Origin of the sequence: Aeromicrobium sp. (genome assembly GCF_049587115.1) — a bacterium.
Lineage (GTDB): Bacteria > Actinomycetota > Actinomycetes > Propionibacteriales > Nocardioidaceae > Aeromicrobium.
This window is the reverse complement of record NZ_JBAVDI010000115.1, coordinates 1-15,569: the sequence shown is the minus strand read 5'-3', so window position 1 is coordinate 15,569 and position 15,569 is coordinate 1. Positions and strand designations below refer to the sequence as shown.

Annotated in this window: 13 protein-coding genes; 3 read left to right on the top strand and 10 right to left on the bottom strand. The window is 67.6% G+C overall.

The features are described 5' to 3' along the window. The 9 genes from WB461_RS10675 to WB461_RS10635 all read right to left on the bottom strand — a co-directional run. Nucleotides 1–637, bottom strand: a 637-nt coding sequence (locus tag WB461_RS10675) for an NAD(P)/FAD-dependent oxidoreductase (RefSeq protein WP_423852714.1), incomplete at its 3' end; no start/stop codon positions are given. 87 nt (nt 638–724) lie between these two features. Continuing rightward, nucleotides 725–1,567: a hypothetical protein gene (locus WB461_RS10670; protein WP_423852713.1), complete on the bottom strand. Its 843-nt coding sequence runs from the start codon at nt 1,565–1,567 to the stop codon at nt 725–727. Between the two features lie 42 nt (nt 1,568–1,609). Then, nucleotides 1,610–4,198: an ATP-dependent chaperone ClpB gene (gene clpB, locus WB461_RS10665; RefSeq protein WP_423852712.1), complete on the bottom strand. Its 2,589-nt coding sequence runs from the start codon at nt 4,196–4,198 to the stop codon at nt 1,610–1,612. A gap of 114 nt (nt 4,199–4,312) precedes the next feature. Continuing rightward, nucleotides 4,313–5,884: an FAD-dependent oxidoreductase gene (locus WB461_RS10660; protein ID WP_423852711.1), complete on the bottom strand. Its 1,572-nt coding sequence runs from the start codon at nt 5,882–5,884 to the stop codon at nt 4,313–4,315. Beyond that, on the bottom strand, nt 5,881–6,732 hold the full coding sequence (locus tag WB461_RS10655) for an FAD:protein FMN transferase (RefSeq protein WP_423852710.1): 852 nt from the start codon (nt 6,730–6,732) through the stop codon (nt 5,881–5,883). Before WB461_RS10655 ends, WB461_RS10660 begins: the two co-directional genes overlap by 4 nt. A 1-nt stretch (nt 6,733) precedes the next feature. After that, nucleotides 6,734–7,183 carry a hypothetical protein gene (locus tag WB461_RS10650; RefSeq protein WP_423852709.1) on the bottom strand — a complete coding sequence of 150 codons (450 nt, stop codon included), beginning with the start codon at nt 7,181–7,183 and terminating at the stop codon, nt 6,734–6,736. 112 nt (nt 7,184–7,295) lie between these two features. Beyond that, nucleotides 7,296–8,699, bottom strand: a complete 1,404-nt coding sequence (locus tag WB461_RS10645) for a phytoene desaturase family protein (RefSeq protein WP_423852708.1) — start codon at nt 8,697–8,699, stop codon at nt 7,296–7,298. Nucleotides 8,700–8,746: 47 nt separating this feature from the next. After that, nucleotides 8,747–9,163, bottom strand: coding sequence for a hypothetical protein (locus WB461_RS10640; protein WP_423852707.1), 417 nt, complete (start codon nt 9,161–9,163; stop codon nt 8,747–8,749). A 14-nt stretch (nt 9,164–9,177) separates the two neighbouring features. After that, nucleotides 9,178–10,887: a DUF3556 domain-containing protein gene (locus tag WB461_RS10635; RefSeq protein ID WP_423852706.1), complete on the bottom strand. Its 1,710-nt coding sequence runs from the start codon at nt 10,885–10,887 to the stop codon at nt 9,178–9,180. A gap of 158 nt (nt 10,888–11,045) precedes the next feature. Between WB461_RS10635 and WB461_RS10630 the strand changes: the two genes are divergently transcribed. Further along, nucleotides 11,046–12,398 carry an FAD-dependent oxidoreductase gene (locus WB461_RS10630; protein WP_423852705.1) on the top strand — a complete coding sequence of 451 codons (1,353 nt, stop codon included), beginning with the start codon at nt 11,046–11,048 and terminating at the stop codon, nt 12,396–12,398. A 2-nt stretch (nt 12,399–12,400) separates the two neighbouring features. Here the strand turns inward: WB461_RS10630 and WB461_RS10625 are convergent, their stop codons facing one another. Then, nucleotides 12,401–12,802 carry a hypothetical protein gene (locus tag WB461_RS10625; RefSeq protein ID WP_423852704.1) on the bottom strand — a complete coding sequence of 134 codons (402 nt, stop codon included), beginning with the start codon at nt 12,800–12,802 and terminating at the stop codon, nt 12,401–12,403. A 139-nt stretch (nt 12,803–12,941) separates the two neighbouring features. Here WB461_RS10625 and WB461_RS10620 point away from each other — a divergent pair, with 139 nt between their 5' ends. Together WB461_RS10620 and WB461_RS10615 are read left to right on the top strand one after the other, a co-directional pair. Beyond that, nucleotides 12,942–13,805, top strand: a complete 864-nt coding sequence (locus tag WB461_RS10620; protein WP_423852703.1) for a 3-hydroxybutyryl-CoA dehydrogenase — start codon at nt 12,942–12,944, stop codon at nt 13,803–13,805. A 206-nt stretch (nt 13,806–14,011) separates the two neighbouring features. Next, nucleotides 14,012–15,544, top strand: coding sequence for an AMP-binding protein (locus WB461_RS10615; RefSeq protein ID WP_423852702.1), 1,533 nt, complete (start codon nt 14,012–14,014; stop codon nt 15,542–15,544). Nucleotides 15,545–15,569: the final 25 nt, after the last annotated feature.

Sequence of the window (15,569 nt, the reverse complement as noted above, 5' to 3'; positions counted from 1 at the left end):
GGCCCAGCACGTGCGGCAGCATCTCGATCAACGTGATGTGAACCCGCTCGCAGTCGAGCTCGGGGTAGGTCACCGGCATGTCGTTGTTGCGAAGCTCGGCGAATGCTCCGGCGGTCTCGACGCCGGTGGCTCCGCCGCCGACCACGATGATCCGCAGGTCACGATCCTGGCCGTTGACGGCAGCTTCCTCGAGGTTGGCGAACATCTTGTCCCGCACGGCCAGCGCCTGCGAGCGGCGGTACAGGGGCATCGCGTACTTCTCGGCGCCGGGGATGCCGAAGAAGTTGGCCGTGACGCCAACAGCGATGACGAGCTGGTCGTACTTGACCTCGAGCCCGCCCTCGAGCCTCAGCGTCTTGGCCTCGTGATCCATCGAGACGACCAGCCCCTTAAGGAACCGGACGTTGCTCTGCTTGGCACGGATCGCTCGGAGGAACCAGGTGATGTCACCGGGGTTGAGGCTCGCGGTCGCGACCTGGTAGAGCAGCGGCTGGAAGGTGTTGTACGTGTGCCGGTCGATCAACGTGACGTCGACATCGGCCCGCTTGAGCTTGCGAACTGCCGCGATGCCTCCGAACCCGCCTCCCACGACGACGACGTGGGGGCGTTTGGGACCGGCTGCAGCGCTTTCAGGCATGCTGGCAGTGTATCGACCACCATTGCTGGGGCGCACCTCGCAGGAGGCCGCTGTGACGACTCTTACGTCCCGGTATGCCGGGACGGGTCAGCGCTTGCGCCGCTGGCGCAGCATGAGCACGAGCGAGGCCCCGATCGCGATGAGACACAGGGGTATCGCGACCCACGACAGCACCGCGAGCTGCTCGTACCCATCGCGGATCTCCGCCTCGCTGAGATTCATCCAGTTGGCGCCGGACTCCAGCTGCTGACGGACCATCTCGTCGCGGGCGACCCGGTAGACCACGAGGTAGGCGCCGCACCCCATGGCGAACAGGGAGGAGAGGACCAGGACGATCAGCGGCCAGACCGAGGCAGCACGTGGCCTGGACTGCTGCACCGGCGGTCCGACCTCGATCCGGGTCGGCTGCCCGTGCGGCAGCGTCCCGGTGGAGTCCGGGGAGGTGCCGGGAGGGGGCCAGGCGCCGGTCGGCACGTCGTTCTGCGGAGCTCGGCCGTTCTTGATCGCAAACCATGTTCGGACGTCGGACGACCACAGCTGGAACAGGCAGGTGAAGACCACCACACCCTGTATCGCCATGATCAGCGAGCCCTGACCCACGCAGTACAACCCGATCACCGGACCCACGATGCTCAGCATGATCCGGCTGACCGCGTGGCCCAGGGCCGTGTAGACCGCGAACACGACAGCGGCAGCCGCGATGATCGCCACCATCGTGAAGGCCACCCGCAGAGCCGTCTCGGCGCCGGCGCGGGTCATCCCGCCCTCCACCAGCGGGTCGGTCCATCGCGTCAGCCGGGCCTGACCGTCCAGCGAGCTCCAGTCCGCCAGCTCGATCAGGACACCGATGACCTGAAACGCGGAGATGAGACCCAGGTAGAGGCACGCCGTCACCAGTCTCGGCGGTCGGCGGGATCCGGCTTCGGTCATGTGACCATCCCATCACGTGACCGATGCCGGGCTCGACACCGCCTAGGCGGCGCCCACCGTCAGCTCGTCGGCATCACCGACATGGTCGACGACCACGGTGTCGCCGTCCCGGACCTCGCCACCCAGGAGCGAGCGCGCGAGCCGGTCCCCGATCGCCTGCTGCACGAGCCGGCGCAGGGGTCGGGCCCCGTATGCCGGATCCCAACCGGTCAGCGCCAGCCACTCGCGAGCCGCGCCCGTGACGGCCAGGGTGATCCTGCGAGCGGCCAGCCGTTTGGCGAGCGCCGCCACCTGCAGGTCGACGATGTGCGCCAGCTCCTCGGTGCCCAGCGCGTCGAACGTGACGATCTCGTCGAGCCGGTTGAGGAACTCCGGCTTGAACGATGCTTTGACCACCTCGAGGACGGCCTCGCGCTTGGCGTCGACGTCCAGCGCTGCATCGCTCAGGAACCGTGACCCCAGGTTGGACGTCAGGATCAGGATGACGTTGCGGAAGTCGACCGTGCGGCCCTGCCCATCGGTCAGACGCCCGTCGTCCAGCACCTGCAGCAGGATGTCGAACACCTCTGGGTGTGCCTTCTCGACCTCGTCGAGCAGCACCACGGAATAGGGACGACGCCGGACTGCTTCGGTGAGCTGTCCACCCTCGTCGTAGCCGACGTAACCGGGAGGCGCGCCGACCAGTCGACTGACCGAGTGCTTCTCGGAGTACTCGCTCATGTCGATCCGAATGATGGCCCGCTCGTCGTCGAACAGGAACTCCGCCAGGGTCTTGGCCAGCTCGGTCTTGCCGACACCGGTCGGCCCCAGGAAGAGGAACGATCCCGTCGGACGGTCGGGATCGGAGATCCCGGCCCGCGAGCGGCGCACCGCGTCCGACACCGCGGTGACCGCGGCTCGCTGTCCGATGAGCCGCTTGCCCAGCTCGCTCTCCATCCGCAGGAGCTTGCCGGTCTCGCCCTCGAGCAGACGTCCGGTCGGGATGCCGGTCCAGGCCGCGACGACCTCGGCGACGTCGTCCGCACCGACCTCCTCGTGCACCATCGACTCGCCCTCCTGTGCCGCCTCCGCGGCCTGCGCCTCGGCCAGCTGCGCCTCCATGGCCGGGATCTCGGAGTAGAGCAGTCGACTCGCGGTCTCCATGTCGCCCTCGCGCTGAGCCTTCTCGGCGTGGCTGCGCACCTCGTCGATCCGCTCCTTGACCTCACCGACCGCATTCAAGGACTGCTTCTCCCGTTCCCAGCTGGTCTCGAGCGCGCGCAGGACCTCCTGCTTGTCCGCCAGCTCGATGCGCAGCTTGTCCAGCCGATCCCGACTGGCGTCGTCGGACTCCTTGGCCAGGTGCAGCTCTTCCATGCGCAGCCGATCCACGGCGCGGCGGAGCTCGTCGATCTCGACGGGACTCGAGTCGATCTCCATGCGAAGTCGACTGCCGGCCTCGTCGATCAGATCGATCGCCTTGTCCGGCAGCTGGCGGCCGGGAATGTAGCGGTCGGAGAGCGTGGCTGCGGCCACCAGCGCGGCATCGGAGATCGAAACCTTGTGGTGCGCCTCGTAGCGCTCCTTGAGCCCACGGAGAATCGCGATCGTGTCCTCCGGACTGGGCTCACCGACGAAGACCTGCTGGAAGCGGCGCTCCAGGGCCGGATCCTTCTCGATCCGCTCGCGGTACTCGTCAAGGGTCGTCGCGCCGATCATGCGCAGCTCGCCGCGCGCCAGCATCGGCTTGAGCATGTTGCCTGCATCCATCGAGCTGTCGCCACCGGCGCCCGCGCCGACCACCGTGTGGAGCTCGTCGATGAAGGTGATGACCTGCCCGTCGGACTCCTTGATCTCGGACAGGACGGCCTTGAGCCGCTCCTCAAACTCGCCGCGATACTTCGCTCCGGCGACCATCGCCGCCAGGTCCAGCGAGATCAACCGGCGCCCACGCAGCGACTCGGGCACGTCACCCGCAACGATGCGCTGAGCCAACCCCTCCACCACCGCGGTCTTGCCGACACCCGGCTCGCCGATCAGGACGGGATTGTTCTTGGTACGTCGCGAGAGCACCTGGATGACCCGACGAATCTCGCTGTCGCGTCCGATCACGGGATCGAGCTTGCCCTCGCGCGCGACGGCGGTCAGGTCCACGCCGTACTTCTCCAACGACTGGTAGGTGTCCTCAGCGTCCTGGCTGGTGACCCGGGCCGTGCCGCGGACCGCGGCGAAGGCGGCCTGCAGCGAGTCCGCCGTGGCGCCGGCCTCGGTGAGCAGAGTCCTGGCCGGGGACTCGACGGTCGCGATCCCGACGACGAGATGCTCGGTCGACACGAAGTCGTCCCCGAGCTGGTCCGCGAGATCCTGGGCGCGCTGCAGCACTTCGTGGCTCGAGCGGGACAGGCCCGGGTTCTGCACGCTGGCGCCGCTGGCTGCCGGCAGGCTCGACAGAGCCGCGGACAGCCCCGAGCGCACGGCCTGGACATCGGCACCGGTCGCCTGGACCAGGGGTGCGGCCGTGCCGCCGTCCTGACCGAGCAGGGCGGAGAGCAGGTGAGCGGGCTCGACGGCCGGATTGCCAGCCGCGGCTGCGGCGGAGACCGCGCTTCCGAGCGCCTGTTGACTGCGGGTCGTGAACTTCGCAAGGTCCATGTGGGTTCTCCTGGCTGGATCGCTGGTGTACACAGTGCAACACCGACAGAGTTGAGTCCATTCCTATCAACTTTGAATGTGACGAGATCCGGGTACACGCGGCCCGCTGGGGCCTCAGTAGCCGGTGAAGTAGTCCGTCCGCACGCTCCCACAGTGCTTCGCCAGGCCGGGCCGGAGGGCGTTCACCATCGCCGGCGGCCCCGAGACGTAGGCCCGGCGCCCGGCGAGGTCGGGCACCGCCGCCGCGATCAGGTCGGCGCTCAGGCTGGGTGCCTCGACGTAGGCCCAACCTTCCGGAAGCACGACCGGCTGAGCTGCTGCGACCAGCACGACGCGGAACCCGGTCAGCTCGTCGATGAACGCCACCTCATCGGGCGAGGAGACTCCATAGACCAGCACGGCGTCACGCGCCGGCTGGTGACGAAGCTGGCTCAGGAACGGGGTGATGCCAATACCGCCGGCGACCAGCAGTACGGGCACCTCCGGATCGCTCGGCAGGAGGAAGTCGCCGCCGACGCCGGTCGCGTGGACCGTGGCGCCAGGCTGGAGCGTCCGCAGCGCACGCTTGAAGCTGGACGACGGATCCGGAACCCGCAAGGCGAAGGACAGCAGGCCGTCAGAGCTCGGCGGCGAGCTGATGCTGAACGATCTGCGGGTGCCCCGACCGTCGGCGCCGGAGTGCGGGACGGTCAGCTCCATGTACTGGCCCGGGAGGAACCTCAGCGGACGCTTCGCGCGGAAGGTGAGCTCGTTGATCTCGGAGGTCAGGGTGCGGCTGGAGTCCAGCACGAGGGCCACACCGCGACGCCGGGAGAAGCCGAATGCGACCACGTTGCCGATCAGGAGAGCGACACCTGGAGTGATCGCCAGGACCCGTAGATCCGGCGGTGACGTCGTGAGCATGAAGACCCAGATCGGGTAGGAGAACACGGCACCTGTCACCGCCGCAACGACCAGCTGCTGGAGCCGCCTGGGCGGAAGGGTCAGTGGTTCGCTCAGCATGAAGCCGCCGAGGAACACGATGGGGAAGGAGTAGGCCATCGTCCTGATCGGATCGATCAGCGGAGCCTCCGGTGGGGCCAGGTGATCCAGTCCGAGCACGATCAGGACTGCGGCGGTCGCGATGAACACCAGTCCGACGTCGAGCCGCCGAGTGCGCCACAGCACCAGGAACGCGCCAGTCGCGACGAAGGGCAGCAGCGTCTGGTTGCCGACCCACCACGAGGCGCTCACGGCCGCGTCGCGCCCGATCGCATACTGGACCGCGTAGGAACCGAACGCCCCGGCTGCGGCCGGGTTGAACACATGTCGGCCATGCCACGCCAGGACGTACTTGGACAGCCCGGCCAGCACCCCCGCGGCGGCGATCCAGGCCAGGTCGATCGGATCGGTCGACGGAGTGAAGAGGAACCACAGCAACAAGGCGGTGATGATCGCCGACTCGCCGTGCGCCGTCACTGACCACAGCAGCCCGAACCCGCGGCTGCTGACATACGTCACCACGAGAAGGACCGTGAGGGTCGCCAGCTCGCTCGTGACGCTGTACGGCTCATTGAAGGTGCCACCGATCGTGAAGCCCAGCGTCACGACGACCAGCGCAGCAAGGACGACGGTCACCAACCGATACATCGTGACGCGTCCGAGCTGGCGGTCCAGCAGGTCGCGGGGACCGGTCGCTGCCCTCATGCGAACACCTCTCCGGGGAAGTTCGGCGATCGCTCGATCCGACCGTCGGCGTGCATGCGTACGTACTCGTGCTGGAAGCGTCCCATGAGCGCGGCGGGTTCAGCGAGGAAGTGTGCGGTGGCCAGCCCGTCGGCGTGCATGCAGGTCGCGGAGACGACCCAGGTCGCGATCACGTCGTCGACAGGCCGCCCGGTACGGCCGTCGAGCACGTGGTGCCACTCACCCCAGGCTCGCCTGTTGGTCGCAGACGCACACAGGGCGAGGCCCGGTGACAGCTCGGCCACGCCGACTGCCAGGGTCTTGTCGGCCGGATGCTCCAGGGCGATGCGGATCGGTTCGCTGCCGCGATGCAGCAGGTCTCCGCTGGCGTCGATCGTGACGTCCGCGTCCCACGGTCTGAGCACGTCTGCCACCAGATCTACCAACAGTCCCTTGCCGGCCGCCCCGACGTCGATCGTGACCGGCTCGCGCGTCCGGACCACGGGCGCCTCGAACTCGACCGTTGGCCAGGGCGGCACTGCCGTCGGATCCGCGACGGGCGTCAGGGAATAGGTGGCGTCGTAACCGAGGTCGGCAAGCCTGCGCCCGATCAGCGGGTTGACCGCTCCGGCGGTTGCGGCATGCAGCTCGTCGTAGAACCCGAACAGGATGCCGGCTTCGCCAGGCAGGTTCCACTCCCCGGCGCGCGCGGCGATCGCGGTGACGACGGAGTCGGCCCGGAACCGGGACCAGACCCGGTCGAACGCGTCGATCCTGGCCAGGACCCGCTCCCGGACGTCCGGCCCGACCGGATCGCGGGTGTCGATCTGCCAGGCCGTGCCGATCGCGTCAAACCTCCACTCCTCCACGTCAGGCCTGGGCTTCGGCCCTGATCTGATCAATGGCCTGGTTGAATCCCTCCGCCGTGAGTGACGATCCCGCGACCTTGGACACCGACAGTTCGTTGATGCTCTTGCCGACCGCGATCTGAGCGATACCGCCGGCGAAATCGGTCTGGTACGCCTTCGACGTGGGGTCGGTTGCCCGAGGGGTGACGTCGATCGCGGTGATCGTGCCGTCAGACAGCGTCAGTTCAACCGTGAGGGCCGAGATCCCCGCCGGATTGCTGTAGCTCCCCTCACCGCTGTAGTCGCCGTCGTTGTAGACCGCATTGCTGCTCGAGCTGCTTTCGGGGGCCGCGGAGGCGCTGGACGCCGACGGGACATCGCCGGCCGGATCGCTGCTGCCACCGCATGCGGCTGTCAGCAGCAGCACGGAGGCGGCGACCGACAGCATCGCGGTCTGGGCGGAGAGCTTCATCGGTCGGACTCCTGGGGTCAGGGGAGGATGAACCGTGGACGGGTGTGCACCAGCCGAGCAGGTGACTGCTCACAGGTTGAACGGTTCGGCGGACCGCACGGTTCCATGGCGATCAGCTGAGCTGGGCGATCGCGGAGGTCGCCGCGTGGAATCCCCCCATCCCGTGCACGCCGCCTCCCGGTGGAGTCGAGGCCGAGCAGATGAACAGCCCCTTGGCACCGAGCGAGTAGGGATCGGGCGACAGCCTCGGCCGCATGACGAGCTGTTTCGGTCCGTTGGCACCGCCGCCGATGTCTCCACCGATGTAGTTGGCGTTGTGCTCCTCGAGCTGCTGCGGTGTCGTCACGGTCGTCGCGATGATCCGATCACGGAACCCAGGCGCGAACCGCTCGATCTGGCGGATCACCGACTCGGTCGCATCGCCGGTGTAGCCGGTCGGCACGTGCGCGTAGGACCACACCGGGTGGACGTCGCCTACGGATCGTCCCGGATCGGCGAGGTACTGCTGACAGAGCAGGACGAACGGCCGTTCGGGCATCCGGCCGGCGTGGATCTCGCGCTCGGCATGGTTGAGCTCCTCCAGCGTGCCCCCGAGGTGCAACGTGCCGGCCTTGTGCGCCCATTCGTTGGTCCACGGCACGCCACCTTCGACCGCGAAGTCGACTTTGTAGGCAGCCGGACCGGTCCGCCATCGTTCGATCGGACGCCGGACTCTGCCGGGGATCCGGTCGCCGGCGATGCGCAGAGCGGCCGACGGCGATGTGTCGAACATGACGATGTCGGTCTGGGGCAGCTCGGTGACCTCGTGCCCGGTCTCGATCCGGCCACCGTGCTCGATCAGGTCCGCGGCCAGCGCGCGGGCGATCGACGCCGAACCACCTTTGGCGACCGGCCAGCCGTACGCGTGGCTGGTCATGCCGAACATCATCCCCAGCGCTCCGGTGGTGGGGCGCTGCAGCGGGTGGACCGCATGCGCAGCAAGTCCGGCGAACAGCGCGCGGGCCTCGTCGGTCTCCCACCGACGAGCAAGCCAGGAGGCCGGCTGAAGCGCCCGGATGCCGAACTTCGCCAGCAGGATCGGATGCCGCGGCACGTGCAGGACCGGTCCGAAGATCTCCGCGATGAGCTCGTCGGCGTGCTCGACCAGTGGCGTGTAGAGCTTGCGCCAGGCCTTCCCGTCGACGCCGAGCCCCTCGACCGTGCGGTCCAGATCGCTGAACAGGACACCCGCGCGGCCACCGTCGAGCGGGTGGACGGCGTCGACCTCGGGCCACAACCACTCCAGACCGTGCCGACCCAGGTCCAGGCTCCGGAAGAATGGCGAAGCGACACCCGTCGGGTGGGTCGCCGAGCAGATGTCGTGCAGCACCCCGGGGACGTTGAGCTCGGCCGACCGCGTGCCCCCGCCGATCTCGTTCTCGGCCTCCAGGACGGTGACCTCGATCCCGGCGCGCGCCATCACGACCGCAGCTGCGAGTCCATTGGGGCCGGATCCGACGACGACAGCAGAGGTCATGGATCCAACGTAGTGTGTGGCGATCCGGTCGGCTCGCCGTCATCCGATCACGCCTGTCCACAACCCTGATCACAGCCGGAAATCGTGCCGGCGGCGGCCTCCGAATTGCGAGCAAGCACGCGCTGAACTGACAGATCGGTCGAACTAAATATGCAGACGCATCCAAGGCAGTACCTTCCTTGGGGTTTGCCCAAATCCTCGGTGGGTGGGCCGTTCTGCGCCGAGTGTCGGCCTGGCGCGTCGGTTTCTTCGCGGAAGAAGCCTCGCCAGCGCAGGTGGATCATGAGTCCGGAGAACGACGCCGTGCTGAACATCAGCACGATGGCCATCAGGCGCACCGACGAAGTCAGGTCGTCGTGGTCGCCCGCAGTTTCGGCCGTGACGCCGATCGCGAAGGGTTGCACGGAGCACCCGAGCACCGCGATGCCCTGGATCTGGCCGTCACGTTGCCAGAGCGGTGCCACTGGCAGGCCTGGACCTAGACGACCGCCGACTCGTCGCGCCAGGTGATGCGGAACGGCGTGCTGCCGTCCCACGGCTGGCGGCTGGTCATCTCCGCGACGTCGACCTCACCGGTCTCGATCACGCCGGTAGCCGCGTCGATGATGCGGTAGCGCTGGATCGGGTTCCAGAACGGCTGCGACTCCATCGCGATGACACGCAGCTGCCCCGGCTCGAAGTCGCAGCGCTCCTGCACCGCCGCGACGAGTGCCTCCTGGTGCAGGTGACCGTCGCCGAAATTCCAGCCGATCGCCGACCCGCACACCATCTCGCCGTCCATGACGAACCTCGACTCGTGATCGGCGGCGGCGTGCGGGTGCAGCCCCGCCATGGCACGGCCGTGGGTGTGCAGTCCACGCCAGGCCTGCAGCTTGCCGATCATCAGGTCGACGGTGTCGGGCGGATAGAGCTTGGCGAGCTGGCGGTGCGGCAGCTGAGCCGCCTTCGTGACCCGGTCTGCGTACGTCTGCTCCGCGCCCTCGCCGAACAGCCACACTGAGGTGGACCAGGTACCGGCGTAGTACCGCATCGACGGCAGGAACGACCACAGGTCGGGCCGGCGGTTGCCCCAGACGACAGAGATGACCACGAGTCCGAACAGTCCGTAGACGAGCAGCGGCTGCGTCGCGTCGGTGAGACCGACCTCCGCATGCTCTCCAAACAAGAAGACCGCAGCGAAGCCCATCAGCACGTTCCACTCCAGCGGGACACCCATCGGGATCGACGCCAGGATGTTGAGGTGAAAGAGCAGGATGACGATCAGGGCGATCGTCGTGACCACGCCGCCACGCGAGAACAGCAGGACCACCGGCACACCGAACTCGACCGCCGTGCCGACATGAGCCAACGTCCCGGAGAGCCACGACGGGCGGAGGTCCGTCTCGGCATCGCGCCAGAGCCGACGCTTCACCGCCGGCGGCATGACCGGTGAGTTGCTGAACATCGTCGACACGACATACGGGAAGTGCTGGTTGAGCTTGGACGTCGCAGCGCCCCACCAGATCGCCAGCATCAGTAGCTTCGCTGCAAGGATCATGTCGACGAACGGGAACAAGAAGACGATTGCGGTGACCCAGTAGTGCTCTGACCTCGCGGCGAGGAAGATCGTCTTGTCGCGCAGACCGAGCGTCGGCAGCAGCAGCAAAAGTGGGATGAAGCGCGCCGGCTCGATCAAGCCCTGGCCTCGGTCGGCCGGCGACAGCAGGACGTACCCGGCTGCCCAGATGACGGCGACGTAGAGCGCCACATCAAGGATCGTGCGGTTTGACCCCTTGGTGCCCGGAACCTTCTCGGGCCACGGGGGGAGCCGGATGGTTCCGGGACGCAGCCAGTAGAGGAACGAGCCGATCGGCGGCAGGAAGCGCATCGTCAACGGGCCGAAGCCACATCCGAAGCCGAGCACCTCGAACAGCAGGGTCCAGATGATGACCTTCTGGAACACGACCGGCGACAACCACCAGTCGCCGGCATCGGCGAGCCCGCCGATGCCGGGGGTCGAGGCGGCGAAAGCAAGCGCGCCGAAGACATACAGGCCGATCTTGAGGATGTAGAGGCCGTAGACACCCAACGGCGTGCCGAAGCCGTGGAGGGCCCAGTGCTGCTGCAGGACCCTCGTGCGCTCGGCGCGCGGCTTGGCTCGCCACGCGGCAACATCGATGTCCGGCAACGTCGGCGCGATGATTCCCATGGCCCTCCTTCCGCGTCCCCTCCGGTTGTGAACACTAGAGGCTCACACGGGCCCCCGCCACGCGATTCATGCCCAGATGGCGAGATGGTGTGCTCGCGGTTGGAACGACTCCTTAGCCTTGCCTAAGACGTAATGATCTTCTTCCCTTGGAGTTGTGCATGAGCAGGCGGTTGCGCGTTGCGGTGATCGGTGCGGGCCCGGCGGGCATCTACGCCGCGGACATCCTCACCAAGTCCGACATCGACGTCACGGTCGACATCCTCGACCGGGACCCCACGCCGTTCGGTCTGATTCGCTACGGCGTCGCGCCAGATCACCCGCGCATCAAAGAGATCGTCAAGGCGCTCAAGCGGGTCCTGGCGCAGGACGCCATCCGGTTCTTCGGCAACGTCGACTACGGCACCGATCTCAAGCTCGACCACCTGCGACAGTTCTACGATGCCGTCATCTTCGCGACCGGCGCCCGCGCCGACCGCGATCTCGACATCCCCGGCATCGACCTCAAGGGATCATTCGGCAGCGCCGACTTCGTTTCCTGGTACGACGGACACCCCGATGCCCCACGCAATTGGCCGTTCGACCCCGAGGCGAAGACCGTCGCTGTGCTCGGCGTCGGAAACGTCGGCCTCGATGTCGCCCGCATGCTCGCCAAGACCGTGGACGAGCAGCTCGTCACCGAGATCCCCGCAAACGTCGAGACCGGGCTGCGGGCCAACGCCACCCAGGACGTCCACGTCTTCGCCCGCCGCGGCCCTGCCCAGGTCAAGTTCACCCCGATGGAGCTGCGCGAGCTGAGCCACTCGCCGAGCATCGACGTCGTGGTGCATCCCGAAGGTTTCGAGCTCGACGAGGGCTCGATGGACGCGATCCGCGCCTCCAAGTCGGTCAAGCTCGTCGTCGACGTGCTGCAGAACTACCTGGCCAAGGAGCCCACCGGAGCGGCCCACCGCGTCCACATCCATTTCTGCCAGAGCCCGGTGGAGGTGCTCGGCGAGAACGGCAAGGTCGTCGGCCTGCGAACTGAGGTCACCGAGCTCGACGGCACCGGCAATGCCCGCGGCACCGGTGAGCACGTCGACTGGCCGGTCCAGGCGGTCTACCGCGCCGTTGGGTACCGGTCCGACAATCTGGCCGGACTTCCATTCGACAACGCGACCGCGACGGTGCCCAACGACGGCGGACGGGTCATCGACATCGACGGCGAGCCGCTCCCCGGCGCCTACGTCACCGGCTGGATCAAGCGCGGACCGGTCGGGCTGATCGGGCACACCAAGTCGGACGCTGCGCAGACCATCGAGCTCCTGCTGTCTGACGTCGACCGCCTGGTCGCCCCCGCGTCGCCGGACCGTGCCGATGTCGACCGCTACCTCGCAGGCCGCGGTATCGAGTACACGACGTGGGAGGGCTGGGAGCAGCTCGACGCGCACGAGCTCGCACTCGGCGAGGCCGCCGGCCGCGGCCGAATCAAGGTCGTTCCGCGCGACGAGATGGTCCGCATCGCGCGGAGCTGACGTCAGCGCTGGGCCAGGACCTGCACCCGGCAGGGCGCATCAGCCTGTGTCGCCGGGAGCTTGGTGATGCTGAACTTGGCGGATCCTCCGGGCGCGACGTCAGGCACCGTGCGAGTCTTGGCCGACTCCGGCGCTCCGGACGCCTCGCCGACATAGACGGTGACCTGGAACGTCACCTTGCTCTTGCTCGGGTTGGAGACGTAGCCCGAGGTGGTCCATGTCCCCTTGGCATCCTTGGCACAGCGAAACCGCGACAACGCCTCCGGCGCGGGCGTGCCCTCCGGCGCCGCTACGGTCGGCTTGACCGTGGCCGAGGCTGCGTCGGGCGAAGCTTTTGGCGCGGGATCAGACCCGCCGCCGCACCCGGCCAGCACCAGGAGCAGAACGACCGCCAACATACGCATGACGCCATCCCATCACGCGCGCTCGGCACCGACGGGCAGGCGCGCCCTCACCCCCGGGCTCCGGAGAAACACGAGTGGCACCTCATGTTGTTCGGGTTCGGCGAGATAGTCTGACGTCCTACTACTTTCGAGGAGCGTCATGAGCGGGATCGACAAGGTCGGCGTCATCGGCGGAGGCCTGATGGGCTCCGGGATCACCGAAGTCGCAGCCCGGGCCGGGTTGGACGTGGTCCTGGTCGAGATCAGCAGCGATGCAGCCAAGGCCGCGGCCGAGCGGGTCGAGAGCTCGCTTCGCCGTGCCGAGTCGCGCGGCAAGATCGCGTCCGCTGAAGTCGTGGCCGTGCTCGGACGGATCGCGTTCACCGAGGACCTGGAGGCTCTCGCCGACCGCGACCTGGTGGTGGAGGCCGCGAGCGAGGACGAGCAGACCAAGCTCGACCTGTTCAGTCGTCTTGGTCGGATCCTGACCAAGGAGGACGCCATCCTGGCGTCCAACACCTCATCCATCCCGATCGTCAAGCTCGGCGCCGTGTCAGGGCGGGCGCACCACGTCATGGGAGTCCACTTCTTCAATCCCGCCCCGGTCATGCAGCTCGTCGAGCTCATTCCGTCTCTCACTACGTCCCACGAGACCCTCGACCGCATGCGCGCCTGGGTCACCGACACCCTGGGCAAGAAGCCGATCGACGCGACCGACCGCGCCGGCTTCGTGGTCAACAGCCTGCTCGTGCCGTATCTGCTGTCGGCGATCCGGATGTACGAGGCGGGCTATGCCTCGGCCGAGGACATCGACCGCGGCATGGTGCTTGGGTGTGGCCATCCCATGGGCCCGCTCGCGCTGTCGGACCTGATCGGCCTCGACACGATCAAGGCCATCGGCAAGTCCATGTACGACGAGTTCAAAGAGCCGCTGTACTCACCGCCACCACTGCTCGATCGCATGGTCGACGCGGGACTGCTGGGAAAGAAGTCCGGGCAGGGCTTCTACGGCTACGGCGCCTAGTCGGGCACCGTCAAATTCCCTGGTCTCGACCAGCACCCGGGCCAGCACGACCCCCGCCTCATCGAGCAGATCAGGCTTGAGACGCAGGTCGAGTGTCGCGGTGATCTTCAGGCGGTCCACGGTGGCCCGCCTCGCTGTTCAACCACTTCGCAGCGAGGTGCAGGATGGACTCAACGTGACCGGCGCCATACCTCCTGGAGGATCCTGTGCTCTACCCCCTCACCGTGATGGACTTCCTCTACCGTGCCGTCACGGTGTATCCCGACCGGATCGCCGTGGTCGACGAGCCCGATCAACCGGCCGAGTCGTGGGGTGAGATCACCTACGCCGAGCTCCACCGCCGAGCGGCGGCACAGGCGGCTGGTCTGGACGAGATGGGCGTGCCGGTCGGTGGCCGGGTCGCGATCGTGTCGCAGAACTCCGCTCGCATGCTCACCTCGTTCTATGGCGTCTCCGGCTGGGGACGGGTACTGGTGCCGGTCAACTTCCGCCTCGCGGTCGCCGAGATCCAGTACATCGTCGAGCACTCCGGGGCCGAGGTGCTGATGGTGGATCCCGACCTGCGCCATCTGGTCGACGAGGTCGACTGCAAGCGCATCTTCGTCCTCGGCGAGGACGACGACAAGATCTGGGGATCCACCGCGCAGCCGCAGCCGTGGACCGGCGACGAAGGCGCGACGGCCACGATCAACTACACGTCCGGCACCACAGCACGCCCCAAGGGCGTCCAGCTGACCCACCGCAACAACTGGCTCAACGCAACGGTGTTCGGGTGGCAGGCCTCGGTCTCGGACCGCGACGTCTATCTCCACACGCTGCCGATGTTCCACGCGAACGGCTGGGGCCATCCGTTCGCGGCGACCGGAGTGGGAGCGACCCACATCGTGCTGCGCCAGGTCGACGGCACCGAGATCCTGCGCCGCATCGAGAAGCATGGCGTGACCTACCTTTGCGCCGCCCCCGCCGTCGTGACGGCCTGCCTCGACGGCGCCAAGATGTGGGACGGCGAGATCCCAGGTCGCGACCGCGTCCGCATCATCGTCGCGGGCGCTCCTCCCCCGACCCGCACCATCGAGAGGGTCCGCGAGGAGCTGGGCTGGGAGTTCATCCAGATCTACGGGCTGACCGAGACCGCACCCCTGTTGACGATGTCGCGCATGCGCGCGGAGTGGGACGATCTCGACGCGCACCAGCAGGCGCTCAACCTCGGTCGCGCCGGGGCGCCGGCCATCGGCGTGCGCATGCGGATCGACGACGAGGGCGAGGTGCTCGCGCAGTCCAACCACAACCTGGAGTCGTACTGGGAAAACCCCGAGGCGACCGCACAGGCGCAGGCCGGCAATTGGTTCCACACTGGTGACGGCGGCACGTTCGAGGACGGCTACATCGCCATCGCCGACCGCAAGAAGGACGTCATCATCACCGGCGGCGAGAACGTCTCGTCGATCGAGGTCGAGGACGCCCTCACCTCACACCCCGCGGTGCGCGAGGTCGCGGTCATCGGCGTCCCCGACGAGAAGTGGGGCGAGCTCATCATGGCGCTGGTGGTCCTCGACCCCGAGGTCGACCCGGTCGATCAGGCGGATCTCATCTCGCACTGCCGCAAGCACCTCGCCGGGTACAAGTGCCCGAAGAAGATCGAGTTCCGCGACGAGCTCGCGCGCACCGCGACCGGCAAGCTGCAGAAGTTCAAGCTGCGCCAGCCCTACTGGGAGGGTCAGGACCGTCAGATCAACTAGATCCGGCTAGGGCCGCAGCACGACC